The sequence below is a fragment of the Sutcliffiella horikoshii genome (assembly GCF_044809035.1).
Taxonomy (GTDB): domain Bacteria; phylum Bacillota; class Bacilli; order Bacillales; family Bacillaceae_I; genus Sutcliffiella_A; species Sutcliffiella_A horikoshii_G.
In genome coordinates this window covers 3,498,679-3,525,669 of the sequence record NZ_CP085237.1, presented here as the reverse complement: position 1 = coordinate 3,525,669, position 26,991 = coordinate 3,498,679, and the positions used below count along the sequence as shown (strand labels likewise).

31 protein-coding genes are annotated in these 26,991 nt (G+C 40.2%); 15 read left to right on the top strand and 16 right to left on the bottom strand.

Annotated elements, in window-relative coordinates; all coding sequences use genetic code 11:
• Positions 1–45 precede the first annotated feature (45 nt).
• The 5 genes from LG307_RS18415 to LG307_RS18395 all read left to right on the top strand — a co-directional run bounded on the left by LG307_RS18415 (position 46) and on the right by LG307_RS18395 (position 4,006).
• Positions 46–1,314, top strand: a complete 1,269-nt coding sequence (locus LG307_RS18415) for an NAD(P)/FAD-dependent oxidoreductase (protein WP_404429147.1) — start codon at positions 46–48, stop codon at positions 1,312–1,314.
• Between the two features lie 101 nt (positions 1,315–1,415).
• Positions 1,416–1,895: an NUDIX domain-containing protein gene (locus LG307_RS18410; protein WP_404445004.1), complete on the top strand. Its 480-nt coding sequence runs from the start codon at positions 1,416–1,418 to the stop codon at positions 1,893–1,895.
• A gap of 174 nt (positions 1,896–2,069) precedes the next feature.
• Complete coding sequence (locus tag LG307_RS18405; RefSeq protein ID WP_157860702.1) at positions 2,070–2,192, top strand: YuiA family protein; 123 nt, start codon at positions 2,070–2,072, stop codon at positions 2,190–2,192.
• A gap of 158 nt (positions 2,193–2,350) precedes the next feature.
• Positions 2,351–2,680: a YuiB family protein gene (locus LG307_RS18400; RefSeq protein ID WP_404445001.1), complete on the top strand. Its 330-nt coding sequence runs from the start codon at positions 2,351–2,353 to the stop codon at positions 2,678–2,680.
• Positions 2,681–3,301: 621 nt separating this feature from the next.
• Complete coding sequence (locus LG307_RS18395) at positions 3,302–4,006, top strand: 3D domain-containing protein (RefSeq protein ID WP_404444998.1); 705 nt, start codon at positions 3,302–3,304, stop codon at positions 4,004–4,006.
• A 49-nt stretch (positions 4,007–4,055) separates the two neighbouring features.
• Here LG307_RS18395 and LG307_RS18390 read toward each other — a convergent pair whose 3' ends face one another.
• Both LG307_RS18390 and LG307_RS18385 read right to left on the bottom strand, forming a co-directional pair.
• Positions 4,056–4,865, bottom strand: coding sequence for a cobalamin-binding protein (locus tag LG307_RS18390; RefSeq protein ID WP_404444996.1), 810 nt, complete (start codon positions 4,863–4,865; stop codon positions 4,056–4,058).
• A 15-nt stretch (positions 4,866–4,880) separates the two neighbouring features.
• Positions 4,881–5,363, bottom strand: coding sequence for a divergent PAP2 family protein (locus tag LG307_RS18385; RefSeq protein ID WP_226682414.1), 483 nt, complete (start codon positions 5,361–5,363; stop codon positions 4,881–4,883).
• Between the two features lie 254 nt (positions 5,364–5,617).
• Between LG307_RS18385 and LG307_RS18380 the strand changes: the two genes are divergently transcribed.
• Together LG307_RS18380 and LG307_RS18375 are read left to right on the top strand one after the other, a co-directional pair.
• The gene (locus LG307_RS18380) at positions 5,618–7,126 is read left to right on the top strand and encodes a leucyl aminopeptidase (RefSeq protein WP_404444994.1); all 1,509 of its coding nucleotides are present in this window, start codon (positions 5,618–5,620) and stop codon (positions 7,124–7,126) included.
• A 628-nt stretch (positions 7,127–7,754) separates the two neighbouring features.
• Positions 7,755–9,086: a Na+/H+ antiporter family protein gene (locus LG307_RS18375; protein WP_404444991.1), complete on the top strand. Its 1,332-nt coding sequence runs from the start codon at positions 7,755–7,757 to the stop codon at positions 9,084–9,086.
• Between the two features lie 48 nt (positions 9,087–9,134).
• Here the strand turns inward: LG307_RS18375 and LG307_RS18370 are convergent, their stop codons facing one another.
• Positions 9,135–9,731 carry a biotin transporter BioY gene (locus LG307_RS18370; RefSeq protein WP_404444990.1) on the bottom strand — a complete coding sequence of 199 codons (597 nt, stop codon included), beginning with the start codon at positions 9,729–9,731 and terminating at the stop codon, positions 9,135–9,137.
• A gap of 164 nt (positions 9,732–9,895) precedes the next feature.
• Between LG307_RS18370 and LG307_RS18365 the strand changes: the two genes are divergently transcribed.
• Positions 9,896–10,138, top strand: a complete 243-nt coding sequence (locus tag LG307_RS18365) for a YueH family protein (RefSeq protein WP_404444988.1) — start codon at positions 9,896–9,898, stop codon at positions 10,136–10,138.
• A gap of 38 nt (positions 10,139–10,176) precedes the next feature.
• Here LG307_RS18365 and rodA read toward each other — a convergent pair whose 3' ends face one another.
• From rodA to LG307_RS18330, 7 genes are all read right to left on the bottom strand, one after another.
• Complete coding sequence (gene rodA / locus LG307_RS18360) at positions 10,177–11,343, bottom strand: rod shape-determining protein RodA (protein WP_404444986.1); 1,167 nt, start codon at positions 11,341–11,343, stop codon at positions 10,177–10,179.
• Positions 11,319–12,473 carry a putative lipid II flippase FtsW gene (gene ftsW / locus LG307_RS18355; RefSeq protein ID WP_404444984.1) on the bottom strand — a complete coding sequence of 385 codons (1,155 nt, stop codon included), beginning with the start codon at positions 12,471–12,473 and terminating at the stop codon, positions 11,319–11,321. Before ftsW ends, rodA begins: the two co-directional genes overlap by 25 nt.
• A gap of 183 nt (positions 12,474–12,656) precedes the next feature.
• Positions 12,657–13,529, bottom strand: coding sequence for an ABC transporter ATP-binding protein (locus tag LG307_RS18350; protein ID WP_404444981.1), 873 nt, complete (start codon positions 13,527–13,529; stop codon positions 12,657–12,659).
• A 15-nt stretch (positions 13,530–13,544) separates the two neighbouring features.
• Positions 13,545–14,360, bottom strand: coding sequence for a hypothetical protein (locus tag LG307_RS18345; protein ID WP_404444979.1), 816 nt, complete (start codon positions 14,358–14,360; stop codon positions 13,545–13,547).
• Complete coding sequence (locus tag LG307_RS18340) at positions 14,311–14,916, bottom strand: RNA polymerase sigma factor (RefSeq protein WP_404444976.1); 606 nt, start codon at positions 14,914–14,916, stop codon at positions 14,311–14,313. The genes LG307_RS18345 and LG307_RS18340 overlap by 50 nt, the downstream gene beginning before the upstream one ends.
• Entirely contained in the window at positions 14,913–17,198 is a 2,286-nt protein-coding gene (locus LG307_RS18335) for an ABC transporter permease (protein ID WP_404444973.1), read from the bottom strand. The genes LG307_RS18340 and LG307_RS18335 overlap by 4 nt, the downstream gene beginning before the upstream one ends.
• Complete coding sequence (locus LG307_RS18330; protein WP_404444970.1) at positions 17,195–18,061, bottom strand: ABC transporter ATP-binding protein; 867 nt, start codon at positions 18,059–18,061, stop codon at positions 17,195–17,197. The genes LG307_RS18335 and LG307_RS18330 overlap by 4 nt, the downstream gene beginning before the upstream one ends.
• A 276-nt stretch (positions 18,062–18,337) precedes the next feature.
• On the opposite strand from LG307_RS18330, the gene LG307_RS18325 reads away from it, so the two are divergent.
• Positions 18,338–18,706 carry a hypothetical protein gene (locus LG307_RS18325; protein ID WP_404444968.1) on the top strand — a complete coding sequence of 123 codons (369 nt, stop codon included), beginning with the start codon at positions 18,338–18,340 and terminating at the stop codon, positions 18,704–18,706.
• Positions 18,707–18,752: 46 nt separating this feature from the next.
• Here LG307_RS18325 and LG307_RS18320 read toward each other — a convergent pair whose 3' ends face one another.
• Positions 18,753–19,148, bottom strand: coding sequence for a hypothetical protein (locus tag LG307_RS18320; RefSeq protein WP_404444966.1), 396 nt, complete (start codon positions 19,146–19,148; stop codon positions 18,753–18,755).
• Positions 19,149–19,224: 76 nt separating this feature from the next.
• Entirely contained in the window at positions 19,225–20,073 is an 849-nt protein-coding gene (locus LG307_RS18315) for an SDR family oxidoreductase (protein WP_404444964.1), read from the bottom strand.
• Between the two features lie 163 nt (positions 20,074–20,236).
• On the opposite strand from LG307_RS18315, the gene LG307_RS18310 reads away from it, so the two are divergent.
• Positions 20,237–20,848: a DedA family protein gene (locus LG307_RS18310; protein ID WP_404444962.1), complete on the top strand. Its 612-nt coding sequence runs from the start codon at positions 20,237–20,239 to the stop codon at positions 20,846–20,848.
• A 61-nt stretch (positions 20,849–20,909) separates the two neighbouring features.
• Positions 20,910–21,530 (top strand): SIMPL domain-containing protein, encoded by a 621-nt coding sequence (locus LG307_RS18305; protein WP_404444960.1) that lies wholly within the window; start codon positions 20,910–20,912, stop codon positions 21,528–21,530.
• Positions 21,531–21,586: 56 nt separating this feature from the next.
• Here LG307_RS18305 and LG307_RS18300 read toward each other — a convergent pair whose 3' ends face one another.
• On the bottom strand, positions 21,587–21,859 hold the full coding sequence (locus LG307_RS18300) for an ArsR/SmtB family transcription factor (protein WP_404450503.1): 273 nt from the start codon (positions 21,857–21,859) through the stop codon (positions 21,587–21,589).
• Positions 21,860–22,114: 255 nt separating this feature from the next.
• On the opposite strand from LG307_RS18300, the gene LG307_RS18295 reads away from it, so the two are divergent.
• The gene (locus LG307_RS18295) at positions 22,115–22,498 is read left to right on the top strand and encodes a hotdog fold thioesterase (RefSeq protein WP_404444957.1); all 384 of its coding nucleotides are present in this window, start codon (positions 22,115–22,117) and stop codon (positions 22,496–22,498) included.
• Between the two features lie 34 nt (positions 22,499–22,532).
• On the opposite strand, the gene LG307_RS18290 is transcribed toward LG307_RS18295, so the two are convergent.
• Entirely contained in the window at positions 22,533–23,234 is a 702-nt protein-coding gene (locus tag LG307_RS18290) for a DNA alkylation repair protein (protein WP_404444955.1), read from the bottom strand.
• A 73-nt stretch (positions 23,235–23,307) separates the two neighbouring features.
• Positions 23,308–24,588, bottom strand: coding sequence for an MFS transporter (locus LG307_RS18285; RefSeq protein ID WP_404444952.1), 1,281 nt, complete (start codon positions 24,586–24,588; stop codon positions 23,308–23,310).
• A 133-nt stretch (positions 24,589–24,721) separates the two neighbouring features.
• Here LG307_RS18285 and kapD point away from each other — a divergent pair, with 133 nt between their 5' ends.
• The gene (gene kapD / locus LG307_RS18280; protein WP_404444950.1) at positions 24,722–25,345 is read left to right on the top strand and encodes a 3'-5' exonuclease KapD; all 624 of its coding nucleotides are present in this window, start codon (positions 24,722–24,724) and stop codon (positions 25,343–25,345) included.
• Positions 25,346–25,393: 48 nt separating this feature from the next.
• On the opposite strand, the gene LG307_RS18275 is transcribed toward kapD, so the two are convergent.
• A complete protein-coding gene (locus tag LG307_RS18275; protein WP_404444948.1) occupies positions 25,394–25,780 on the bottom strand; it encodes a kinase-associated lipoprotein B in 387 nt (128 codons plus the stop codon).
• Between the two features lie 88 nt (positions 25,781–25,868).
• Between LG307_RS18275 and LG307_RS18270 the strand changes: the two genes are divergently transcribed.
• On the top strand, positions 25,869–26,627 hold the full coding sequence (locus LG307_RS18270; protein ID WP_404444946.1) for a peptidylprolyl isomerase: 759 nt from the start codon (positions 25,869–25,871) through the stop codon (positions 26,625–26,627).
• Positions 26,628–26,712: 85 nt separating this feature from the next.
• Positions 26,713–26,916, top strand: a complete 204-nt coding sequence (locus LG307_RS18265) for a hypothetical protein (RefSeq protein WP_404444944.1) — start codon at positions 26,713–26,715, stop codon at positions 26,914–26,916.
• Positions 26,917–26,991: the final 75 nt, after the last annotated feature.

Below are 26,991 nucleotides of genomic sequence, written 5' to 3'. Positions count from 1 at the left end.
ATCTTAATAGTGGATAGTAAGAATAGGTACAGTGAGATTTGTTTCATGTCTTCATATTTATTTTATAAAAATTTCAATATAAAAGGTGTGATTCATTTGAAAAAGCCAAGTATAGTAATTCTAGGTGCAGGTTACGGTGGTCTAGTAACGGCTGTTCGTCTACAAAAAATGATCGGTGTCAATGAAGCCGATATTACGTTAGTTAACAAAAATGACTATCATTATGAGTCTACATGGTTACATGAAGCGTCTGCAGGTACATTGCCAGCTGATCGTACTCGTTACAAAATTTCTGATGTTATTGATCGTAGCAAGATTCATTTCTTACACGATACAGTTACAGGCATCAACCGTGAAGCGAAAACTGTTGCTTTGACTAAAGGCGGAGAAATCTCTTACGACTACCTAGTAGTTGGTCTTGGTTATGAAGCAGAGACATTTGGCATCAAAGGCTTGAAAGAGCATGCATTCACTATCGCAAACTTAAATGTTGCTCGTAAGATTCGTGAGCACATTGAGTATCAATTTGCTACTTACAACACAGAAGCACACCGTCGTGACGACCGCTTGACAATCGTAGTTGGTGGAGCTGGATTTACTGGTATCGAGTTCCTTGGAGAACTAGTGAACCGTGTTCCTGAACTTTGCCAAGAGTTTGATATTCCTAAAGAAAAGGTTCGCATCGTGTGTGTAGAAGCAGCGCCGACTGTGCTTCCTGGATTTGATCCAGAACTAGTGGAATACGCTGTAAACACACTTGAGCGTAAAGGTGTAGAATTCAAGATTGGTACGGCGATTAAAGAAGCGACTGAAGAAGGAATCATCGTTGCAAAAGACGAAGAAGTGGAAGAAATCAAAGCTGGCACAGTTGTTTGGGCTGCTGGTGTACGTGGAAATCACTTGGTGGAAGATTCTGGATTCGAAAACATGCGTGGACGTGTGAAAGTAGATCCTTACTTGCGCGCTCCTGGACATGAAGATGTATTCATCGTGGGAGACTGTTCTCTAATCATCAACGAAGAAATCAACCGTCCATACCCTCCAACTGCACAAATTGCGATGCAGCAAGGGGAAGTATGTGCGAAAAACTTGGCAGTATTGGTTCGTGGCCAAGGTGAACTACAAACTTTCACTCCAGACCTAAAAGGAACGGTATGTTCTCTAGGTGAAGATGATGCAATCGGTGTAGTATTCGGTCGCAAAATCTGGGGTTCTAAAGCTTCCTTCATGAAGAAAATGGTTGATAACCGTGCTCTATACATGATCGGCGGAGCTGGACTTGTCATGAAAAAAGGTAAATTCAACGTATTATAATATATTTCATAAAAGCCGCGCATTTTATACCGTGCGGCTTTTCTTTTTGCCTTTATTCTTGGTACCATAACAATATATTGATGAAATTAGGGGATGTATATATGGGAAAAAGAGAAAATGTCTGGCTTGCGGTTGCAGGTATTGTGGTAGCGGAGGATGGAAAATGGCTTGTCGTGAAAAAGCGCTACGGTGGATTGAAAGGAAAATGGTCCTTTCCTGCAGGGTTTGTGGAAGCAAATGAAACGGTAGATGAGGCGGTAGTGCGAGAAGTATATGAAGAAACAGGCGTTAAGGTAGAGGTGGAAGGTCTGATTGGGGTTAGGTCAGGTGTCATCAAAGAAAGCATTAGCGACAATATGCTTCTATTCCTTTGTACTCCACAAAATTTGAATGTCATGTCTCAGAAAGAAGAACTTTTTGATGCTGCTTTTAAATCGTTAGAAGAACTAGAAAATGACCCAGATTCTTCATTACTTATCCACTATTGTGCAAAGCTCCCAAACCTCTCTTTATTAAAAGAAACAAAAGCATTGAATCCAGGTCGAATTTTTAATTACAGCTCGTACAAATTATTTTTCTAATAATTCTGTAAATTTAAGAAAAAGAAAGAAATAAATAGGTTGGATAAGATGTATTCGCTTACATCGTGTTTTTCAGCCGATTTCGTCCCTTTCCTTTTACCTTAAAAGGATGATATATTATCAGAAAATTAAATTAAATTTCTGTTTTGAGAAAATCATCTGGAGGGATAAGTAATGAAAAATCAACTGCAAACAGAGAAGAAGGATTGCCCGTATTGCTCAGGTAAAGGATATTTTCAACTTTTGCTAGGCGGATCAGAAACTTGTTCCTGCTGTGGAGGAAGCGGAAGAAAATAATTAGTACATGTGGAATTCACACAATCGCGCCAGTTCTATGATAGGTCAATTATGACGTATTTAGGACAATTGCGATTGTGTTTTTGTTTGGTTGCCAAAAATAATTGACTCGTATCAACGCTTTCAGTACACTAAGTAAAGATGTGTAATGGAGGTGCTTGGTATTGAACATACCAATTTTACTTATATCTGTTGTGTTGTTTTTTGTGCTTTTCTTTGGGATCGGATTCCTTTTAAATATGCTTTTACGCATGTCATGGATCATGGCCATTATCTATCCTTTGGTTTGTGTGTGGATCATCGCTCAAGATGATGTGCGGTTGATCGATTATTTCAGGCAGCCAGGTACCGCATTTTCCAAGCTTGGCACGGAGGTTGCTTCCTTGCAGGTGGCAGATATCACTATTTTGGTGAGCGGCTTAGCCGGAGCGATAACTTCTGGGATCGTTATTAAAATGCTTCGTAAAAATGGTTATCAAATGTTTTAATATTACATGAAGAATCGGTGCTGTTAACCGGTTCTTTTTTTTTAAGAATAAGAAAGTATATAATCCGGTTGATTTCCGTTCCAGGCGCTTCGCTTATCCGAATGGCGGTCCGTGAGCCTCCTCGGCTTGCGCCTGTGGGGTCTCACCTGTCCCTTCCTCCCGCGGGTGTCTGCGCGCCTTCCACTTCAATCAACTAGGTGGTTTCATTTATTGAAGGGTTACGAAAAGCAATCTAACTGTGTTAATTCAATAAGCATTAACGTATTGTTTATGTAATTTCCAGCTGTGGATTGGAGCGAATGGCGTAGACTCCAGCGGGGGAGTAACAGTAGGTTGAGACCCCTGAAGCGTTGTGAGGAGGCTCAAGCACCGTCCCTCGGAAAGCGCAGCCATTTGCGGAAAGGAACAGCTTCTCTTAACAACCAACTATTGTTTTATGCTAAAGAAGGACCAGGCATTTTTATCTGATTTTTAAAAAATGTACCTGATGTAATAAAATCCTCACTAATCTAGTATTTTTTGTTGGGAAAAATAGGTGATTGCTAGCTTTTCTCGAAAAAAGGAATACTTTCCATAAAAACAGGGAAAGAATATCTTGTGAGAGGAGTGTGAGTGTATCACATGAAGTTAGCAAAAACGATTTGTCGGAGGGCGGTTATCGGATTACTATTTGTACTAGCCTTATCTGTAACCTTCCAATCCATATCAGGTGTTGAAGCGTCAACCATTCACAACTGGCTAAAAGAAAATAATATATACGCCACTAATGGACATCAGGAAGATAAAGAAGGTCTCTTCAAAAAAATCGGACTGGATTTTAAACAGCTGAATTTTCTTTCAGCGACACCTACCATGGTTTCGGCAAAAGAGGCGATAGATAAACCTAAGAAGCTAGAGGATCTAGACTGGAATCAATATGAGACACATACAGTTCACGCAACTGGATATACAGCAGGCTATGAATCAACAGGCAAAAATCCGGGAGATCCAAGCTATGGCATTACATACTCAGGTCTTAAAGTTAAAAGGGACCTATACTCGACGATTGCAGCAGATATCAATGTCTTCCCAATAGGTACGATTTTATTTATACCTGGTTATGGATATGGAGTAGTAGCTGATATCGGCGGTGCGATAAAGGGAAATAAAATCGATCTCTACTACGATACAGTGGATGAAGTGTTCACTGATTGGGGCAAGCAGACCATTGATGTTTACATCATCAAAAAAGGCGATGGCAAATTGACCGAGGAAGAATTAATACAATTGAACGAAGAGGAAAGCATGCAAGTGTTCCGTCAGCAATATAGAGGGAATGGAGAGTAGCATGACAAAAGCCGTACATCAGATTCTATTCTGATGGTACGGCTTTTTGTTATTTCAGTAAAGGGTCCTCTCCCGTGTATGCGGGGTAGTTAGAAGGGTGAAGAATGGATGCCAGTTTTTGTAATCCTAAAATTAGCCTAGGAGAAGGTCGGCAATATAGCCTCTCCTCTAGTACATGAATTTGGGAGTTTCGAACTGCGAGGACGCTCTCGGCGTTTTCACGTTTCATCACATGCTTAGGGTTCATTTTTGACTCCTTTACGCCAACCCAAATCATACAAATTACATCAGGATTTTTCTCCACCACTTCTGCCCACTCTGTCTGGTAACTGGCAACTTTTTTACTTGAAAAGATATTTTCTGCTCCTGCCAAATCACTTATTTCAGTCAACCAATTGACCTTACCAGGAGTGAAAATAGGTTTTGGCCACCATTCCCAATACAAAGATGGTTTATTTTTACAAGTTGTTGCGCACTGTCTGTATGTATGGATTATTCCACTCATAGCAGAAATAACTTCATTTGCCTTGGATATAGAATTTGTATGTTCTCCTATCTTCAACAAGTCCTGGGTGATATCCTCTAGTGATTGAGGATTTAGTACAACATGAGGAATGGAACGCTTTTTCAATTCCTGAATGTTCCGCTCCATTCCAGGGACACTTAAGCTGGCCAAAACTAAGTCAGGTTCTAAGGCTTCCAACTTTTCCATATTGATATTCAAGTCCGGTCCAAGCTTTGGCAGATCCGTAACTTCTTTTGGCCAATCAGAGAAGTCGTCCACGCCCACTAATTTGCTTGTCAATCCAAGATAGTGTAGTAACTCTGTGTTGCTAGGGCAAATAGATATTAGTCTCATCCACTTCCACCTCCTTTATAAGACATGAACAAAGTAATGCAGTACCAGTGTCAGCAAAATCCCTGTAATAGCACCGAAAAATACTTCAATTGGTTTATGTCCCAGTAATTCCTTCAAATCTTTCACTTTTTCTTGTTCATTCATTTTAGGCCATTTCTTGGTCTCTTCCACAAAACGGTTGAAATCACCAACTAGTTTGTTTAACACAGTTGCTTGTTCTCCGGCATGTCTTCTCACCCCGGTTGCATCAAACATCACAATGATAGCAAAGACTGTCGCTACGGCAAAAATAGGTGAGTCCAAGCCAGTTTCAAATGCAACGCCTGTTGCTAATGCTGTAACCGCAGCAGAGTGTGAGCTTGGCATTCCACCTGTACTTGTAATAAGGGACCAATCAATTCTCCTTGAAGCAATATATTGAATAGGAACCTTTACAAATTGTGCAAACCCAATTGCTGCCAGTGCAGCCCATAGAGGAAAATTAGAAAATAACTCCATTTGATAGTATCGCCCTTTCTCTGCAGTTGTTTCTATTACTATACCCTTTCTTTTGGGATGTAGCACAGTAAGTAGAGTATTATGTATAGATAATATTCTTATTATTATGAATCATATTAATGGATTTGTTAAGATGAATGGAGGACAAAAGATTAAAGGAGCACAAAAATTGTAATTTTGAATATGATTAGAAACTCGAAATATTTCTATAAGTTAGATATAATTAACTTACAATAAAATGGAGGTGTTCAAATATGTTTGTCGTACATAATGAAGCAGATTTTTCAAATCAACAGGAGGCGTTGGTAGTAGGCCTATCTGAGAAGAATAGCAAGTTGGATGGATTACTGGGAGAATTAGATTCCCAATTGGAAGGTCATTTGACACAGTTAGTTAAGGATGGCGACATATCTGCCAAAAGAGGAAAAATAGCAAGAATACATACATTCGGCAAAACTTCATACAAAAGAATTTTTGTAGTGGGGACAGGCCGCGAAGAAAAACTCACTTTTGTCGAATTACGCAAAGTGTTTGGGAAAGTAGGTAAAACCCTTCAAGAAGCAAAGCTTAACGGTGTTGTAGTGGCACTGGACACATTTGTAACGGAAGATGTGGATGTATTGGATACAGCACATGCTTTAGGGGAGTCCATTCCGTTATCGACTTATAAGTACGATGGATATAAGCAAAAAACCAATGAACCGGAAGTGAAGCTGGATCAGGTTGTGTTACTGACGGATCACGATAAAGAAGAAGTTGGAGCGAGTGCGCACGTAGGATATGTATTTGCAAAAGGTACAAATACTGCTCGTACGCTTGTAAACCTTCCAGGCAATATGCTGACCGCCACAGATCTTGCAAACCATGCTGCCGGACTAGCGGAGAAGTATGGATTTGAACTGGAAATTCTTGAAAAAGAAGAGATGGAGAAGCTTGGAATGGGAGCTTTGTTGGCTGTGAACAAAGGATCCGTGGAACCTCCTAAGATGATCGTGTTGAAATATCAAGGAAAAGAAGAGTGGACAGATGTCATTGGTTTAGTAGGAAAAGGGATTACTTTTGATACTGGAGGTTATTCCATCAAGCCGAAAGACGGCATCGTCGGGATGAAAACGGATATGGGCGGAGCAGCAACTGTGCTCGGAGCTATGGAAGCAATTGGAGAGTTAAAGCCGGAGCAAAATGTGCTGGCGGTTATTGCTTCTACAGACAATATGATTAGCGGAGAAGCCTTCAAACCGGATGATGTCATCACATCCATGAGCGGAAAAACTATTGAAATTTTAAATACAGACGCAGAAGGTCGTCTTGTATTGGCGGATGCTGTGACCTATGCCAAACAGCATGGAGCTAACTATCTTGTTGACGTTGCTACGCTTACAGGTGGGGTCATTATCGCTTTGGGGAACCATACGACAGGCGCAATGACCAATGACGAAGCATGGTTTGAACAAGTACTTGAAGCATCCCATGAAGCGGGAGAAGAAATGTGGCGTCTTCCGATATTCGACCATGCGAAAGAAAGGGTTCGCAACAGTAAGGTAGCGGACTTGAACAACTCGCCCGGACGAGACGGACATGCCATTTTTGCTGGAGCTTTCATTGGAGAATTCGCAGAAGGTACACCATGGGTACACTTGGATATCGCTGGAACAGCCACTTCCAAGTCTGCTCATGACCTTGGTCCGAGTGGCGGAACCGGAGCAATGGTTCGAACGCTAGTAACGTTAGTAGAACGCTTTGGACAGAAAGAAGAAAACTAATCGTTCATAGAGGTTTATTTAATGCGCATCCTACTCTAGGGTGCGTATTTTTTATGGTCTAAGAGTATAAGATTCTGTTGATTTCCGTTCCAGGCGCTTCGCTTGCCTGCGGGCGGTCCGGGAGCCTCCTCGGCTTCGCCTGTGGGGTCTCCCCTGTCCCTTCCTCCCGCGGGCGTCTGCGCGCCTTCCACTGCAACAAGGTGACTTCATTTACCTGAGGGTTTATGAAGAGTATTTACCAGAGTTAACTGAAAAAGCACTAACGTTTTGTTCGGGTAATCTATAGCTGGTGATTGAAGAAAAAGGCGAAGACTCCTGAGGGAGATAGCGCTAGGTGGAGACCCCGCAGGCTTGCCGAGGAGGCTCCAGCAGCGCCCCTAGGAAAGCGAAGCCATTTGCGGAAATCAACAGCGGGGCATAACCAAGCAACTAAAAAGGACCGGGCCATTGCTCTATTTTTTATGCGCTCTGCCCCAAAGAAACTTCTTCCTTACTTTTCCGTTGACAGTCATTCTAAATCTATGTTAATTTTACTTTATGCTTTTTCGCTCTAATTCTCTAATGATTTAACTAACTAAAGCAAAAGTAAAAAACAACATGATCTACAGAAAGAAAGGAAGTCTTTATTATGAATGCAGTTATCATAGCCGTTCTGGTTATGCTTACATTAAGTTTACTTAGAATAAATGTTGTACTTGCACTTGTTTCAGGTGCTTTTATCGGTGGTATGGTTGGAGGTTTAGGCGTTGAAACCACCATCAATACTTTTACAGAAGGTTTAGGAGGAAATGCAGCGGTCGCACTCAGTTATGCACTTTTGGGTGCTTTCGCAGTGGCGCTTTCCAAAACAGGACTTCCAGATGCCCTTGTTGAAGGTGCTATTAAGCTAGTTGGGACGAAGGAAGACACACGTAAAAAAGCGTTATCCAAGGTACTTATTTTACTTATCCTTTTAGCGGTTTCCATTATGTCACAAAATGTGGTTCCTGTTCATATTGCATTCATTCCGATCTTAATACCGCCATTACTTAAAATTCTTAATGAACTGAATATCGATAGAAGACTGACAGCAACCATCATCACATTCGGGCTAACAGCACCATACATCTTGTTGCCTGTAGGATTTGGTGGAATCTTTCATGATATCTTAAGAACAAATATGAAGGAAAGTGGATTGGATATCAGCTTATCCTCCATCCCAACTGCAATGGTAATTCCGGTTTCAGGAATGGTAGTAGGACTTTTAATTGCCGTTTTCTTCAGCTATAGAAAGCCGAGAACGTACGAGCAAAAAGCTATTGCAGACCAAGAAACAGAGACATATACAAAGAAGTCTATCTTTATTGCATTAGTAGCTATTGTTATTTCTCTTGCCACGCAAGTCTACCTTAGTGAGGTGCTGAATGTTCAAGGAATGATTTATGGTTCACTTGTAGGAATCATTATCTTGTATGCGGGCGGAGTCATGAAATTCAATGAGACTGATGTTATTCTTACATCAGGTATGCGTATGATGGCTTTTATCGGTTTTGTCATGATTGCGGCTTCCGGTTTTGCTAGTGTCTTAAGAGAGACTGGTGATATTGAAACACTGGTTGCGTCTTCTGCAGAATGGATTGGGTCTAATCAGTTGCTTGCCGCATTAGCCATGTTGACTGTCGGACTTCTGATCACAATGGGAATAGGTTCTTCCTTTTCGACGATTCCTATTATTGCCGCGATATTTGTACCGTTATGTGCGGAGCTCGGTTTCAGCGCGATGGCAACAATCGCTATTGTTGGTACAGCGGCTGCTCTAGGGGATGCTGGGTCTCCTGCTTCTGATAGTACGCTTGGACCGACATCTGGTTTGAATGCGGATGGTCAGCATAACCATATCTGGGATACATGTGTACCGACTTTCTTACACTACAATATACCGCTTATTATTTTTGGCTGTATTGCTGCGGTGATTTTATAAAATAAACAAAAAAGCCAGGCTGCGTTATGCGGCCTGGCTTTGTACGTTTTATGCGACCTTACGTGTGTAAGGTACTTTGGTTGTTTTGTTGACAACATAGAATAATCTAGTTGCAAGCAATGCGCATAGAATTGTAAACACGACGTCTTTTAAAGCGAAAAGGGCCATTGTTGTCCATGCCGCAACATAAGGTGTGCTTATTTCTAAAACGTAGTTAAGAATCACAAACATGTAATTTGTTCCGATAACATAGATCAGAATAACGCCAATGAAAGAGGCAAGCATAAATGTGCCTAGTTTCGGCTGAGCTTTCTTTTCTACAATCAGTCCAGCTGCAAAAGCGGCAGCCACATAGGATAAGAGGAATCCTCCGGTGGGACCGATAATTGTTGCAAACCCTGAACTAAACTGAGCAAAGACCGGTGCACCTGCAATACCTACTAGTAGATACACAATCATAGAAAGGGCTCCAAGTCTTGAGCCTAATAAAATTCCAGCTAAAACACAGAAAAATGGCTGCATGGATAGTGGAACACCACCAATTTGAAGAAATGGCATCCAAGATACGATGTTTGCGCCAATTGCCATCAAGGCAACAAACATGGCCACATAGGTCATATCCAATGTTGACAGAGTACGTTTCATAATGTAAACCCCTTTGTTGTATGTAGTTGACAATAAAATAATAATCTAAAAGTTTAATAGTTGTCAACATCAATCTTTTTCAAGTTAACAAAAGAAGCGGTTGATTGATTATTTATGTTAGTCTCGTTAAAATATGAACTATAAAGATTAAGGAGGTTTTACTTATGAAGATAAGAAAAGCAAACTTAGAAATGGATACTGTTAGTGTGTATATACATGAGAATAAAAAAGAGGAGCAGACATTGATCGCTATTCCCTCTATTAAATGGTCTACCATTATTCCTTATGAGGAAAATAATACGAGTTTGACGAGGAGGCTGGAGGAGGAGTTTCAGTCTGTATTTAATAGCTCAGAGGATGCAACGCATTTATCCTTGAAACTTGTTCAATGGGTCCGTGAAATGTAATAAACATCTCATCTAACGAAAGATGAGATGCTTAATTATTAGTTAAACATAAATTTCTTCGTTCGGTATTTGACACTCATGACTATTCCCATGGCTATCATATTTGTTAACAAGGCGCTTCCACCGTAACTCATAAACGGAAGGGCGAGGCCGGTAATCGGCATTAAGCCGATGGTCATGGCAATGTTTTGGAATATCTGAAATGCCAAAAGGCCAATGACCCCGGTCACCAAGTAGGTGCCGTATGGGTTATCACAGCTTATCGCAATGATAATTAAGCGATAGATCATGATGAAGTAAATAGAGATTACAAGCGTTGCTCCGATGAACCCGAATTCTTCCCCAATAAGGGCAAATATGAAGTCTGTCTGAACCTCAGGTATCCGGCCACTCTGTGACTGAACGCCCTCTAATAAACCACGTCCGGACACTTGGCCGGAACCTATTCCTTTTAACGCTTCGGTAAGTTGAAATCCATAGGACGAAGCGTATTCCTCTCGACTCAACCATCCATAAATCCGTTCAAGTTGATGAGGCTTGATGAACTTTGAAAACAATTCAAAATGGTTGTTATGCAAATAGACAAGCATTGTTAATCCAGCCGTAATGGTTCCTGCAAGTAAGGTAAGTATCTTCCAAGATGTCCCGCTAATAAAAATCATGGTAACCATGATGGCTCCAATAACAAGGGCTGTCCCTAAGTCAGGCTGTAAGAGAATCAAGCCGAAAGGCGGCAGAGAATAGACCATAATTTTAATGACCACGCTAATAGGGGTCTTATTATCTAACTCATGTTTCTCTTTTGCCCATTTGTAAATGACTCCTGCAAGCACAATCAGTAAAAATATTTTCATGAACTCAGATGGTTGTAACATGAACCCTCCAAGGTTGATCCAACGCTGTGATCCATTTCTGACAGTGCCGAATAGATGAACGGCAACTAAAAGACTTAGACCGAGAAAATAAAAGGGTAAGGCCAGGTTTTCCAGTAGTTCGTAGTCAAAGAACATAATGGAAAACATAATTCCTACCCCAATTATGTACCAAATAATCTGCCGTTTCACGAAATAATACGGGTCATTAACGAAATATTGACCCGATGCACTATAAACAGCTACTAAACTGATAATAAATAGCAAAAACAGCAGAAATAACAAAGTATAATCAATTCGACTATACTCTAGCTTGTTATTTTCTGTCCCCATGTTGTTTCTGTCTCCTCTCTAGCTTCTCTCGCGATGGTAGCATGTTTCGATAGGTGAACTAGAATGCCCGCTGCAAAAATAGTGATGAGCAGGGAAGACCCTCCATAACTGATGAAAGGAAGTGTGATACCAGTAATCGGAACTAATCCACTTACTGCACCGGCATTAATGAACACCTGACTGCTTATCTGAAAGGTAATTCCGAATGCAAGAAGTTTTCCAAAAGGATCCTTAAGAGAAACCCCAACCCTAACGCCTCTTACTAGCACAATTCCATATAACAAGAACAATGTTAGTATCCCAAAAATACCAAGCTCTTCCGAGATAACTGCAAGGATAAAGTCTGTGTGTGCTTCCGGAAGATAACCGAGCTTATGTACTCCTTGCGCCAAGCCTCTGCCCAATAATCCGCCATTCCCAATGGCAATGAACGATTCTACAAGCTGAAAGCCTGAATCGGAGGCATCACCGAAAGGATCAACGAAGGATGTAATCCTTGCCCAACGGTAACTAGCAGTTTTTGCAAGAATGAAGACTGCTAAAGCTGCCACAGAAGCTAGTAAAAGTATATGTTTCCATCTGGCTCCGGAACAGATGAGGATGGCTCCGCAAGCAATGGTAATCATCGAGCCGGTACCAACATCAGGCTGAAGTATTATTAAAAATAAAATTAATAAGAGAACAGCAAGTGGAGGAGCCACGCCTTTAGAAAATTGATGGATATAAGGCTGTTTTCTTGCATAGACTCTTGCGAAATAGATAATCATGACCAATTTTGCAATTTCAGCGGGTTGCACACTTATACTCCCTAATTGAAACCAGCTTCTTGCCCCATTCACTTCATTTCCAATAAAGGGTACAAGTACAAGTATTAAAGAGAGTATAGATCCTCCTACTAATATAGGAGTCAATCTGTCATATAGCTTGTAAGGAGTTATAATGGCAGCAATGAAAACAGGTATACCTAGATAAAGCCAAGTCTTCTGTCTATCAAAGAAATAAGCATAGTCTTCATGAAGTTCATAGCCTAATAACATCCCAGCACTATAAATCATGATTAACCCATATATACATAACAACACGATAGCTGTTAACAATAACCAATCAAGTTTTTTGAAAAAATTTAGCATTCTCTATACTCCTTCTAAAGAGGCTGGTTTCACAAAGAAAATAGTACCCCAATATAATTATACAATACCACACCATTACAAAGATATTGGGAATATGTGAAACTTGTGTAACAGCACTGGTGATATAAATGGGAGGAAAGGATGAATAAGGAATGAAATGTAAATACGCTACAAAAAAAGAAGCTATTTAACACTAGCTTCCATTTCATATTTTCTAATAAAAAAAGCATCTTCCATCGTTGGTTGTACCTCTACAAAACTATGTACAGGCTTTATCTTGCTTGCACACCTGACTGATAGCTTATCTTTTACCCGTCCGGCATAAACAATCAAGTATTGAGTGGAAAAGTTTTCATATAAGTTATCCTGCAGTTCCCCGGTCCAAACTTTTAAAGGGAGTTTTTGTTTCCATAGTAATTTACTTCCGGAATAAATTACTCTCCCTTGATACATCCAAAGCACCTGATTGCATACTTGCTCCCACTCATTTAATTCATGGGTGGCTACAAGTATGACACTATGTGGAGCAAGCTTTGCTACATAGTTCAGCAAACTTTTTCTCTCGTGGATATCGAGAAAGTTCAAAGGTTCATCCAAAAAAATGTATTTTGGCCTTCCGAGAAAGGCCTGGGCTAATGCCAAACGTTGTTGCATCCCTTGGGAAAGTTTCTTGATTTTCTTTCCCTTTACATCTTCTAGATGAAAGACAGTAAGCAATTCATCGATTTGGCGAGTGGAAAAGTCCTTCCTCAAACCTTTAAGCTGTGCCAAGTACATGAGTAATTTCACAGGAGTGAAGTCTGGGTATAATTCAACTCCTGTAGGCACAAATCCAATTCTGCTTCTGACCAATGCCAGGTTTGTGTCCATTGTTTCATTGTGATAATGGATGGTACCCCGTGGTGCCCGATTGGCGGTGGCCAATAAGTGCAGAAGTGTAGACTTCCCGGACCCATTGTTTCCTACTAGAATAGTAATTCCCGATTGAAGTGTCAATTCACTTATTTCTAAAGAGAAGCGTTTGTATTTCCAATAAATATCGTGTAATTTTATCATCTAGTATCGCCTCAATTAACGAAACATTGTTTGCAGTTTCAGGCTTTTTTTATAAGCAAGGAATAGCAGGTATAGACCCAGTAAGACAATGAATCCTTGAATGCCTGCTACTTGGTTGTATGAAAACTCGATGATTGGTAATGCTTGTGCCTGATAAAGTGCACCAGCAACCATAAGAGTTATCCAAGCGGCGATACCAAAGGCAAGCCCAAATTTCACACCTTTTCTCATCATTACATATGAGATCATCCCATAAATTAATAGAGCGGGGGCAATCCAATTCATCAAGAAGGGCATAAGTTCAAAGTCTTGAACAGTAAAACCAAGATATAACGAACTAATAATACCCATGATAATATTCATGGATAAGATGATTATCATCCGACTTAACAGTAACAATGCAGGCGGAAAAGGTGTGATGCTCTCAATAGTTCGCATTTGTTTATTCCATGTCTGATACGTATAAAATACGCCAACAAGCATGGATAGTGGAATGGCAAACTGATAGAATAGTGTTGCTTCTGAGACATAGGCGTTGGAGGAAAACAATGTAAGCATCACAAAGATAATCGTACTTGTTACCCAGAAGTGCCATTGATAAAAGGAAATCTGTGCTTTTAGCTGAGAAAGAAAGCTAGGTGGTTGAATAGTTTCATGTCCGAACTCCTCAGCAGGTGCAGCACCAATTTCATCGAATGCAGGCTGCAGGGCTGCCAGTAAGGCTTTCGTATCCTGACTGGATGGCGATTTGACAACATATGAAGAAAACAGATCTTTCATTTCATCTTCTAGCTGATAAAGCTCTTGGTCTTGGTTGTGTTGTTCCTTCATGATTTTCCGCCTCCTTCTCTTCTTTTGATAATACCCCTTTAAGCTTCTTTAATGCATGAAACAAATTAGATTTAACCGTCCCAAGAGGTAAATCCAGTATTTCTGCAATTTCTTTCAATTTCATATCCTGATAAAATCTCAGTGTAACAATTTGTTGTTGAGACTCTGACAGACTTTTCAAGGATGCTAACATTTCTTTTCTTGTTTCCTGCCGTTCATAGATCTCAATGACGGAAGCCTGTGGGTCCACTGTTACTGGCATTTCCTCTTTTGCCGTATCTTCTGAACGGTATTGGGCACTTCTCCAATAGTCCTTACAAATGTTCGAGGCCACCCGGTAAAGCCAAGCTTTCGGATATGTCGGGATTTGTTTGGACTTTAGCTGTTTCAGAAGGCGGATGAAGGTTTCTTGGACAACATCCTCCGCCTTTTTTGCGTCCTTCAACAGCCTTTCTGTATATTGATGTATCGGTACATGATACCTGTGAACAAATGCTTCAAATGCCGCTTGGTCACCTTCAGCCATTTGTTCCAGGAGCTTTTCGTCGCTTATCACCGCATTCCCCCACTTTCAAACGTACGATTCCAATAGGTCATCCACTCCTCATAGGTAAAGGAATCTTTGTTATTTGTTTTTATGTCTTGAAAAATATCTTTAAGCAATAGTTTAACTTCTTCTTTATTCCCTTTCTCCCATTCCTTTGCCACCATCAATATCACTTGTTCATTATATTGAAGCTTGTATGAATCCATCAGTTTATCGAACTTTTCGATGGTATTCTGATCAGAGGATGAAGTCATCCAGTTAATATGAGAGACGATGGAGAGATAATAAAAATCTGTACCGATAAATTGCTCGAACTCATGCCATTCTAAGCCAAAATAATCTGCATATAAAACTAGCAAGTATGTTTCTAAGAGCCCTCTAAAAACAGAGTCTTCCGGCACTTCGCTATAGTAGTGGTTTAAAGAGTCGTGTCGAAATAACAGAAAAGACAATAATCTGGTTTTTAAATCTGTGAGCGTATTATTAATAACTTGACCTTCATCAACCTGAACGTAAGATTGTACACTATCATCAAAGAACAGGGCTTCGTCAAAATGGTTGGTATTATAAGTTTCCGCACCGATAAAATCAAGGGATGGAATGTACACAAGCTTCATACCTTGTTGAAATGATTCTCCCAGCCATTTCTGAAAATACGCTTCTATGTCTGGCATATCAGAAAGCTTCTGCTGTAGTACTTGATAGTTCTCCTTATGCGCAATAATAGAAACAGGGAGGTCTTCCGAATTTTCTACAAGTCCTTTATTGGATAAAAGAGTTATGCCTTTAGAATTTTCGCTAGTGAATACTTGTACCCCGTCCGTTGTTTTACTAGAATGGCTGGTACTTAGAACTGGAAAGTCAAAATTATTTAACTCCACTCTATAATCAGATGTGGGAAGTTCTTGGTTCAATTCCAGGTGGCGATTATATTGAATGGTATGAATATAGTCCTCCGTATCTGCGTCAAAATGGGTATAAATAGGATGATCCCCTGGCAGAGGGTACCAACCTATATAGGATGGGAGGTACATGTCTTTCTTTTTCAAAAAGGCAAAATTCCTTTCCTTTCCATAAACATGTCCCCATTCATCCAGGCTTCCTGTATATGATACTTCCAACCGATTTATTTCTTGCTGAGCTAAGTCTGGAATGGTGATGAGATGATGGTCCTTAGTAAAATCTCTTTTGGCACCATTCCAAGATACATACTCCACTTCAAAAGAGGGATACAGACTAAAGTGAATAGGGGTGTTTTCCGCCAATTCCCGGATAATCAGCTCTGCTGTTACCTGAAACGAATTGTTTTCGCCCAGCTCCATCTTAATGGAATAACTATCCACGTTGTAAAACTCCCCGACTATATCCTTAAAACTTTCATTCTCAAGCTGATTAACAGCTCCTGCCTTCAGCTGATCGTAATGCTTTAAACGTTCCGTCCATAAGGAGCCGTAAGGAAGAAACGAGGCAATGGTAAGGACGGTTACTAGACCAAATAATGTCCATTTTCTCTTTTCAAAAGACGAAATTCGATTAGTGGAAGACTTCATTATCGTAATAGCAAGTAAAAAAAGGCTGAAGAACAAAACAAATAGTTGTGAAAATAAGGTTTCTTTTCTAGATAACCGGTAACCCCAATCTTGAGAATGAGAGATATCCATAAAAAACTGGTTTAGATGAAATGTTTTCAAAAAATATAATTGATAACGTTGGATAATATACCCTTCCATAAAGAAAGTACCAAACATCCAAGCGCAAAACACGATGATATATACAATTCTGTTGGTGATAAGAACAGCAAGTACCATCCCTAAAGAAATGGTGACACCATAAGATAATTGGCTTTGTATAGAGAAAGCGAAGCCATGTTCTAGTAAATAGTACATATCCTTCCCAAAGGAAGAACCTTGCCACAAGAAGACCAAGAAATAAATAATCGTAAATAGTCCACTATAAATAAAAAGAGAGAAAAATTTTGCTAGAATAATAGACAAAAAGGAATTTGGCAAGGAATTCGTCCAGTCTAATAACACCGTCTGTCTCTCTCTGCGAATGGATAGGACACTTGCTAAAAATAACACACCAAGGGAAAGGGTATGGCCGATAGCAAGAAACTCATTATTAGCTTTAAAAAAACCGGATGTATAGGAACCCATAACGTTTGCAACTTCTTGATTGTGATTGGACATCCATAAGCTCATACTTATTCCATATATAAGTGGAGCTAATAGGAAGAACCAATTTTTAAAAAGGAAACGGCTCTCTAACTGCAATTGTTTTAAGAATCTCATGAGGAGGTTCCTCCCAACAGCGCCAGATAGCCATCCTCTAGACAAGGTTCAAGCATCTTTGCCCCGTAAAATGGCTTTTCATCTGCTAGAACGCGTGCATGCACTGCGTTGCCACGATGTTCTGAAGAAAGAATAGTGTCTTCATCCATGTTTTCCAAATATCCAGAAGGCACGATTCCTTCCCACACTTTTCCACAAGCCAGCTCTTTCAACTCTTCAACCGTAGCATCTAATAGAAGTTCACCTTTTCGCATTACTGCTATTTCGTAACAACTGCTTTCAATATCTGTTACAACATGGGTGGAGAGAAGGATACTTTTGTTTAGTCCTTCTTTGGATAAAAGATTCCGGAAGCGAAGCCTCTCTTCTGGGTCTAACCCGACAGTGGGTTCATCTAAAATAACTAGTTTCGGATTCCCCATAAATGCTTGGGCTATGCCGACACGCTGCTTCATTCCATGGGAAAATGTTTTTATTTTTTCATTGGCTTTGGAAGTGAGGTTCACTTCGTGCAACCAATGTTCTACCTGTTCCCTGCGTTCTTTTTTATTGGAAACACCTTTCATAACCCCTACAAAATCTAATATTTCCATCGGTGACATTTGTGGATAGACATGAAAGTGCTGCGGCAAGTATCCAATTAGTCGCCTAACCTTTTCTGGATGTGAAAGGATAGAAATGGAGTCGATGTGAATGTCTCCTGCAGTTGGTTTCATTAAGGTGGCCATAATTCTCATTAGCGTTGATTTTCCTGCGCCGTTAGGACCTAACAAGCCGAAGATTCCAGTTGAAATTCGCAGGTTTATAGAAGATAACACTTGTTGTTGATTATAGGTTTTTGATAAATTGCGAATTTCGATCATGATGAATCCTTCTTTCTATTTAACTGATTCCTTCACTAATTATAACGAAATAGATGGGAAAAGGTTCAAGGTGTTGGAGGAATTTTGAAGAAGGGGAGATTTACCAGTAATATTATGCAAGATTTCTGAAAATTCTTTGTGGAACGGTGTGGTTTTCGTGGAAAACTTAGGTGTGGGCATCAAACATCCTTTTTCAATGCCGTTATTGAAAGTTTTAAGCAAAGAAACATTATCAATGAGAAAAAAAGCTATCTAGACCACTTCCGACATAGGGGAGTGGACGGTGTAGTGGTAGTTTGTTCTATATCCGATGACCCGGAAGTGAAAAAGTTGATGGAATCTCAAATACCTACTGTCATCATTGATATGCACAGCTCCAAGTCAGAAGTGGTAGTGGATAACGGAATGCCATACTATCACAGATTCTTTGAGGATATTGTGAAGATTGGTCCAAAACCACAAAGCTATCAATTTGAATGGAACCAACCAGAAGATGCCCAGCTAGGACTTAAGTTCTTGTTAGGTAACATGGAAGGTGTTTCTAAGAAAAAGCATCCCATCGACTTCCGTGATGTAAAGTTAGAAGCCAAAGGTGCCAGAGCGTTCCTAGAACAGCTTGAAGGTACAGATGCTACAACTAAATAATCAATAACAACAAAAAGGATTACAGGCCACCCTGTAATCCTTTTTGTCATCCCCATCTCAAACTGATGGTCAGATGGCAGCAATCTTTTCCTTCTATTTCCGACGTCATATTCAAATTAATGCCATCTGGATTAAAATCCACTTGCACACCAGTATGCACCCCCGTAGACAATAATAACTGGGAAACTTTTTCTTTATTCCCTTCCTGCGCCGCTTTCATTACTTCCGAAGCGAACTCTTTAGAATCAGAAAGTTTATGCAAAATGATGCTGGCCTCTTTCATCAATTGCTGCATGGATTCCGCGGATTCAGTAAAAACGGTCGGATCCACTTCAGGGTAAACTCGGAAATGTGTTCTTGGAAATGCAGACGCATAAACAGGAAAATAAACATTTCTCGGATAATAGACAGGCCGGTGGAAAGGGGTTAGATAATAACGCATGACGAACCCTCCATTCTTTCATCAGTACAGTACTATATGAAATTTAAATAGGAATGGAGAGTTGTCACCTTTCTATTTAGTCTTTGTTCCTTAATTGGCTTAAAACAATCTTTTCCCATACCTTCCAAGGCAGTAGACGCTTGGCCAGAAGAGAGAACCTTACACCCTTTCCGACAGTATAGCGGAGGGTAGGTGTTTTCTTCATCTCGGCTATCTTTAACACCAGGTTAGCAACTTCAACAGGATCCCCATATGATTCTCGATCTTTTTGAAGTCTTTTATTCATGCCTGTAAACAACTCAAAGTAGGGTGATTTGGCGTTGCCGGCTTTTAATGACATATGGGTGCCAGAAGACCAAATATTCGTTTGAAACGACCCAGGTTCCACAAGAACCACATCCATACCGAACTTCTTTACCTCCAGTCTGAGGCTCTCACTGTAGCCTTCTAGGGCATATTTAGATGAAACATAAGGGGAAAGGCCGGGAAAACCGATTAACCCGCTGATGGAGCTTACATTGATGATTCTGCCATTACCTTTTTGTCGCATTTTTGGAAGCACATGATTGGTTACCCTCATTACTCCTAAAAGATTGGTTTCCAACTGGAACTGGTATTCCTCTATGCTCAACTCTTCTGCAAAACCAGCCACAGCAAAACCGGCATTATTGATGAGCACATCCACACACTCTAGTTCCTTTACTAGACTTCCAAATTTATTAACGGACTCCTTGTCAGCTACATCCAATAAAGCAAAAGTCACATTTCCCTGTTCTATTGGAGTCAATCCCTCCAACAAGAGTGGCTTTTTTGTTTCATCTCTGATGGTTGCAATTACGTGATATCCTGCTTTAAGAAATGCATGTGTAAATCTTTTCCCGAACCCTCCGGAAGCACCTGTAATGATGACTGTCTTATTTTTCATGGAAATAGCCTCCAATTATATAGCATTAATTGGTAAAGAGTTTGATAGTTTATCTTATAAGTATAAAAGGAATAAATAGTATACAGCGAAAAGGTAACGATGTGTTCGTATGGCATATGGAAGCAATAACAAATTTTTGCTTCGTGCAGGGAGAAGGGATCAGATGGATCTGACCATTATCTTAGATATAATAAAAGACTATGGATATATAGGATTGTTTATATGGCTTTGGTTAGGCATGTTCGGAATCCCAGTACCTAATGAAGTTTTTGTGAGTTCCGTAGGAATCGTTGCGCAAAGGGGAATCCTTGAGCCAACGCCTGCATTGTTCACTATTTATCTTGGAGTGATTGCAAGTCTTACCACCTGTTACCTCTTAGGACGTTGCTTGGGGAAAGGTGTGTATTCTAAGCTTGAGAAACACGACAGGATAGAAGCTTCTTTTTCAAAAGGAGAAGAACTGTTGAATAGATATCATGTATTTGCATTATGTATTTCTTATTTCCTGCCTGGCGTGAGAAATGTCGTTCCTTTTTTGGCCGGATTTATGAAACTACCGTACTATCAGTTTGCCATAGCTGCCTATACCTCTGCAATTGTATGGGTGACTACATTCTTTTTTATGGGAAGGCTTGTTTGGAACCATGCCCAGCTTTTTGTCATTTATAGACTAGAGCTGCTGATTGCCGTATCTGTTTTCATCGTCCTTTATTTTACTTATGACTGGTATAAAAAGCAAAGTGATCCCACTTTCATTTTCCAGAAATATCGTTGATGTTATATGTTGCCCATACATCTCATAGACTATAAAAAAGTACCTGGGGATGGTGGTCAGCTTGCAACGAACGATGCTTGTTCAAGGAAATGCCAAACAGGAAGTAAAGTCGGATATTGCGTACCTGCAATTAGGAGTGGTAACCACCAATTCGGATGTACAACGTGCACAAGAACAAAATAGATTGATAGCAAACCGAATGATTCAGGCCTTAATAGCAGCTGGCATTCCTCAAGAAGACATGGAAACATCCTCTTATACTTCATTTCCGCGATATGAAACAGATTCGTCAGGTAATTCTGTCCTTTCTACTTATGAAGTGCGCCACATTTTCCGTATAAAAGTCAGAGATATTACAAAAGCAGGCACCATTGTGGATGTGGCTTTTGAGAATGGAGCGAATGTTTCAGAGAGCGTAACCTTTGAAGTCTCCAATTATAACGAAATATACCGTCACGTCCTGCAGCTTGCAGTTGTAGATGGGGCGAAAAAGGCTCATGCAATGGCTGTAACTCTACAAGTTTGCCTGTCGCAAGTTCCAATCAAAGTGGAAGAAGTTACCCAGCAGGTATTTGCAGGTCCGCGTTATGCCTCTTTCGCCGTTCAGGAAAAAGCGAGCACACCAATTGAGCCACAAGAAATCACCATTAGTGCGTCCGTTAATTTAGAGTATCTATACTAAAAAAACAGACCGTTTCGTCTTCCAGTTTGGAAGGCGGCGGTCTGTTTTTAACACCTTTAGCGGCAAATGTAGCATAATTCCTCAGATAGCAGGTTGTCTACTTCCTTTTGGTTCAATGAGTAATAACTCCACGTTCCCCTTGTTTCTTTAACGATGATTTCCGCATCCCACAAAATCTTCAGATGGTAGGAAAGTTTGGACTGGGGCATTCCGATCAGCGGGACCATATCGCATACACACATGGCTCCATGTTGACATAGGATGTTCATAATGTGCAGTCGCTTTTTGTCTGCAACAGCTTTGTACTTCGTTTCAAATCTTTCAAACATTTTTTCCAAGGATACATCTTGTAGAGGGACTTCATTTTGCAACACGTTTCACCTCTAGTACTCTCTAATTTTATGTTTATTATATGCGATAGGTAGCTAGGACTCAACATACCTACACTTGGGGTTTCATTAAAGGAGGGGAGACGCATGCTAGATTGGTCGGCACTTATTCCTATTTTTGTATTATTCTCTGTGTATTTTCTTTTTGCAGTAGTATTATTAAGAGATAAGCAGTAATAAAAGGAGGAAGCAGGAGTGGAACTAGAAAATACACTAATAGATTTACTAGGAATTGAAATTGTCGAACTGTCAGAAGAAAGAGCAGTTGCAACCATGCCGGTAGATAAACGCACACATCAACCTTTTGGATTGCTGCATGGCGGAGCGTCAGTGGCCTTGGCTGAAACGATAGCAAGCATCGGGACTTTTAATCTGATCGACAAAGAAACGGAAATCTGTGTCGGTTTAGAAATTAACGCTAATCATTTAAAAGGTAAAAAAGACGGAGTGGTCACGGCCATTGGAACTCCCTTGCACAGAGGAAAATCGACGATGGTATGGGACATAAAAATTGTTGATGAGAATGACGCGTTGATTTGCATTTCCCGTTGTACAATGGCAATTTTGAAGAAAAGGTAATCCAAGGCTAAGAAGAGGGGAATGGAGGGGTTATTCAAACCTCCATTCCCCTTCTTGCCATATGTTTCAAACCCTCGCGTCGGCTAAGCGGTGCCAGGTCCGTAGACTCAATAAACGTCAATACCTCATTCGGAGCGGTCTTGGAATATTCCCTTAACGCCCAGCCGATAGCCTTCCTAATAAAAAACTCCTTAGACCCTTTGGTAGCTTCTATATAAGAAAACAACTTCTGAGCATCTGTCTTTTCCTTATACTTCAATTGAAAAAGAATAGCAGATCTTTGCAACCAGAAATTATCCGACTGAATCCACCTATCTGGATAATCAATAATGCTTTTCTTTTCCCTCAACAAAATTGCGCCTACATGATGTGGAGCAATATGATCCACTGTATCCCACCAGGAATTTGTAGTAATTATCTCTTCCAAAAAGGAAAGCCACTCACTATCAAGGTTTTTAATATGAACATCTATCATCGCAAGGGCGGCATAATGTAATTCCCGTTCAGGTTGCTCATACAAATAGGTAACTAGCGGCTTCATCCATTCGCGTTTTGGTTTCCCATATTCCACGAAAAATCTTTTTATTAATTCTTTTCTCTCCGGCGATTTTATACCTAAAAATGAAAAGTGGTTGCGCATATAATCTTCCATCGGCTTTCTGTTCGATTCATTTCCATTTGATAGAAACAAATCGATTAACTCACATTGGTACTTTTCCAAAGTAGCGGCTTCCATAAAAAAACCTCCCATACCCTGACCATCTACTAGTAGCATACAGGAAATTGGGAGGCGATGAAACAAAGCCTTATTATGATTCTGCCGTTTTTTTCGCACTTTCTGAGTGAAGAATGCTATAGAGTAACATGACACCTGAGCATAAAAAGATAAAGCTGGTGATATAAAATACGGTGGATATCCCGTAAAAAACGGCAATCATTCCGCCCATCACTGGTCCAATCACATTCCCTAAGAAACGGAAACTGACATTGTAGCCGAGCACTTCTCCCTGCATAGATAACGGGGCGACATTGCGAATGTAAGCGGTCATACAAGGTATCAAGCCACCCACCACCATTCCAAACAAGAAACGGAACAGTACAAGCTGCCAAAGCGAAGTGGCAAGCGCTTGAGGAATGAAAAGTATGGAACTTGCGAGCATAAGAATGACAATGACTTTATCATGGCCAATGTTATCCCCAAGTGTTCCCCAGTTCCGTGACGCAAGCAAATTACCAAAGCCTGTAGCGGAAAAAGCGAATCCTGCAAGCAAAGCGATATTGGTAGCTGTCCCACCTGTCAATTCATTGACATATAGGGCAAGTAAAGGTTGAATGCTGAAATTTGCCGCCTGAATGAACATAGATAAGAACATAATTTTAAGCAACAACGGATTTTGTATTATATATTGTATTACTTCTTTGCGAGAGTACTTTTTCTCTTTCAGATTTGCAGAACTTTTTTTCTTTTCTTTAATGCCGAATGCCACTAGAATCACAGCCAGATAAATTAGTGCTGCTGTAAGGAAAAACGTGTAGGCAAAGCCGAAGGAATCCGCAAGCATCCCACCAATCAATGGGCCAAGCAGTCCCCCTGAAACGGTCCCTGTCTGCAAAGTTCCAAGCGTTTTTCCTGCGATTTCTTTTGGTGCCTGTGAGGAAATCAATGCCATGGAAGTCGGGATAAATCCGGTCGCTAGTCCCATAAACAACCGAAGAATGAACAGACCATGAACAGAATCTACTACACTCATTAACAGGATACTGGTTGCAATCCCCGTCCCTGTTAACAACAAGATCGGCTTAAATCCATATTTATCCCCAATTCGTCCCCAAATCGGTGAAACGAAAAACGCTGTGAGAAAGGTAATGCCGAAAATGAATCCGGACCAGCGTTGAACATAGGAATCAGAGTAATTCCCGAACGTCTCAATGAATAAGGATAAGAAAGGGAGTATCATAGTAGCACTAGCAGCAACGAAAAAGTTCGCAATCCACATGATGAACAGATTTCGTCCTGATATGGAGATGATTGTCACCTTCTTTAAAAGTTTCGGATTATAAATATTTCGTCTATCTAAATAATAACGCATCCACTTGAAAAATCAACCATACAAGCTTATTTTTTGAAAAATGATGGAATTTGCGTGCTAAAAACGTTATTTACCGTGATATAATATAGTAATAAAATTCTGAAAATTAAAGAAGGAGAGAAGGAGGGGAACCATGAAATTAACATCGATTCATCTATTTATCGATTTTGAATTTACCATGCCTGAAAATAGAAATTATCCAAAGAATTTTTTCCCCGAAATCATTGAAGCCGGAATTGTAGCAGTGGAAAAAGATAAAATAATCAATCAATATTCAAACTATATTCGCCCGACTGCCTTTCCAACGCTGACTAACAGATGTAAGTCATTCCTGAATATTAATCAAAAGGATGTCATGGAGGGAGCCAGTTTTGTCGAGCTGATTGATGTGTTGAATTCATTTACCGTGCAAGAGAGGGGAACGGTCGTAACATGGGGGAATATGGATATGAAGGTACTGAAAAGCAACTGTGATTATCACAGAGTACCCTTTCCTTTGACGTGCAAGCATGTAGATCTTTCCATGGAATACAAGAAATTTTTTGGAGACCAAAACCAAACAGGATTATGGAAAGCTGTGCAGGAATACGGAAAGGAAGGGACCGGTAAACACCATCGGGCACTTGATGACGCACTTACGACATTTAATATCTTTCGACTCATCGAAAAGGACAAAAGTTACCTTGCAAAACCGGAACCGACCACCATCGGAGACCGCATCGACCTTTCCAAGCTAATAAACAAATATGCCTTATAAAAAGCCAAATCCCTTATTCAGGAGATTTGGCTTTCAATTTTTGTCAGGTCATGTTAATTTATAATCTTTTTTTAGTACGGAAAAGTTTTCTATGCTTCTTTTAGCCCAAAGACTATCGTCACTTTCTAAAGCTTGTGTGGCTGCATGAAGTGCTATTTTCAAAGATTCCTTGTAATCAAGAATCTCTCCTTCATAAGGCTTCACCATATTTTTAGGAATATTGGTTTGTTCATGGTATGCCAAAGCCCTACGCTCATGAAAGAGTGGAACGTCTGCTTCTTTAGGTGCGTGCAAATCTCCTTGCTGCGGATGTTTCAATACTGCTTTCACTTTAACTAAGTAATGCATAGGACGAACATCTGTTACTTCCCCGACATATTTTCCTGTTTTATAAATCCCGGTTACGATGCTGCCTATCTCAAATTTCTCCATCATAAGTCCCCTTTCCTATTCAAATGATGATTTTTTTTGTTATATTTAGTAATATCTTGTTAAAGCAAATAAAATATGGGGTGTGAAACAAATGAAAAAGATCATCATAATGATGCTTGCGCTACTTCTTATTGTAACAGGTTGTGGATCAAGTACAAATGACGAAAATGCGTCAAGCAATAATTCAACAAACGAACAACAGTCTGAAGAAAATGCCGGACAAGAAACGGAAGATCCCGGAGCTGCTGAAGAAGTGGAATTGGGTGAATTTCAACAATTTACAAACACCAGTGAAACAATTCGTACAGTAGAAATTGAAACAACTAAAGGAAAAATGGTCTTAAATCTTTATCCAGACGCAGCACCAAAAGCAGTAGAGAACTTTATAACTCATGCAGAAAACGGGTATTACGATGGATTGATTTTTCACCGAGTAATTGAAGACTTTATGATTCAAGGCGGAGATCCACAAGGTACAGGTATGGGCGGAGAAAGTATTTGGGGGCAACCGTTTGAAGATGAATTCAGCCGTGAAATGCTTCACTTCAGAGGCGCGCTTTCCATGGCGAACTCTGGACCAAACACAAATGGAAGTCAATTTTTCATCGTGCATGCTAAAGAGGTTGACGAAGCAACGATGGAATCGATGATTAAATCAGGTTACCCTGAAGAAGTGGTAGAGTTATATGAAAAGAATGGCGGGACACCTGGTCTTGACTTCAGACATACAGTATTTGGACAAGTAGTAGAAGGCATGGAAGTACTGGATGCCATTGCTACGGTGGAAACTGGAGAAGCTGACAAACCTGTAGAGGATGTCCTGATTGAGAAGATTACGGTAGTAAAATAAGGAAGTGTAAGTCTAGTTTGGTCCCTTGCAGCAACTTTTGATATAATGAATGGGTTCATAACCTCTGAAAGGTCGTGTGGTAACGATGCTTAATTTCTTTATGCTACAACTATTCTTATATTTTCCAGAAGATAAATCAGAGTATATTCCAGCAGGGATCACCTTTACGATTTTCTTTATTGCTGCCGTATTCGTTTTCCGATATATAATCAAAGTATCCAAAAGAGAAGGCCAAAAGGCGGAAGCATTAGAAGAACAGTTGCGAAGGGAAAAAGTTATTAAAGATTGATTATTAGAAGAGGCTCACTTTCCGAAATATTGGGGAGTGAGCCTTTTTATTTTAAAGGTAAAATAGCAGTTCTTA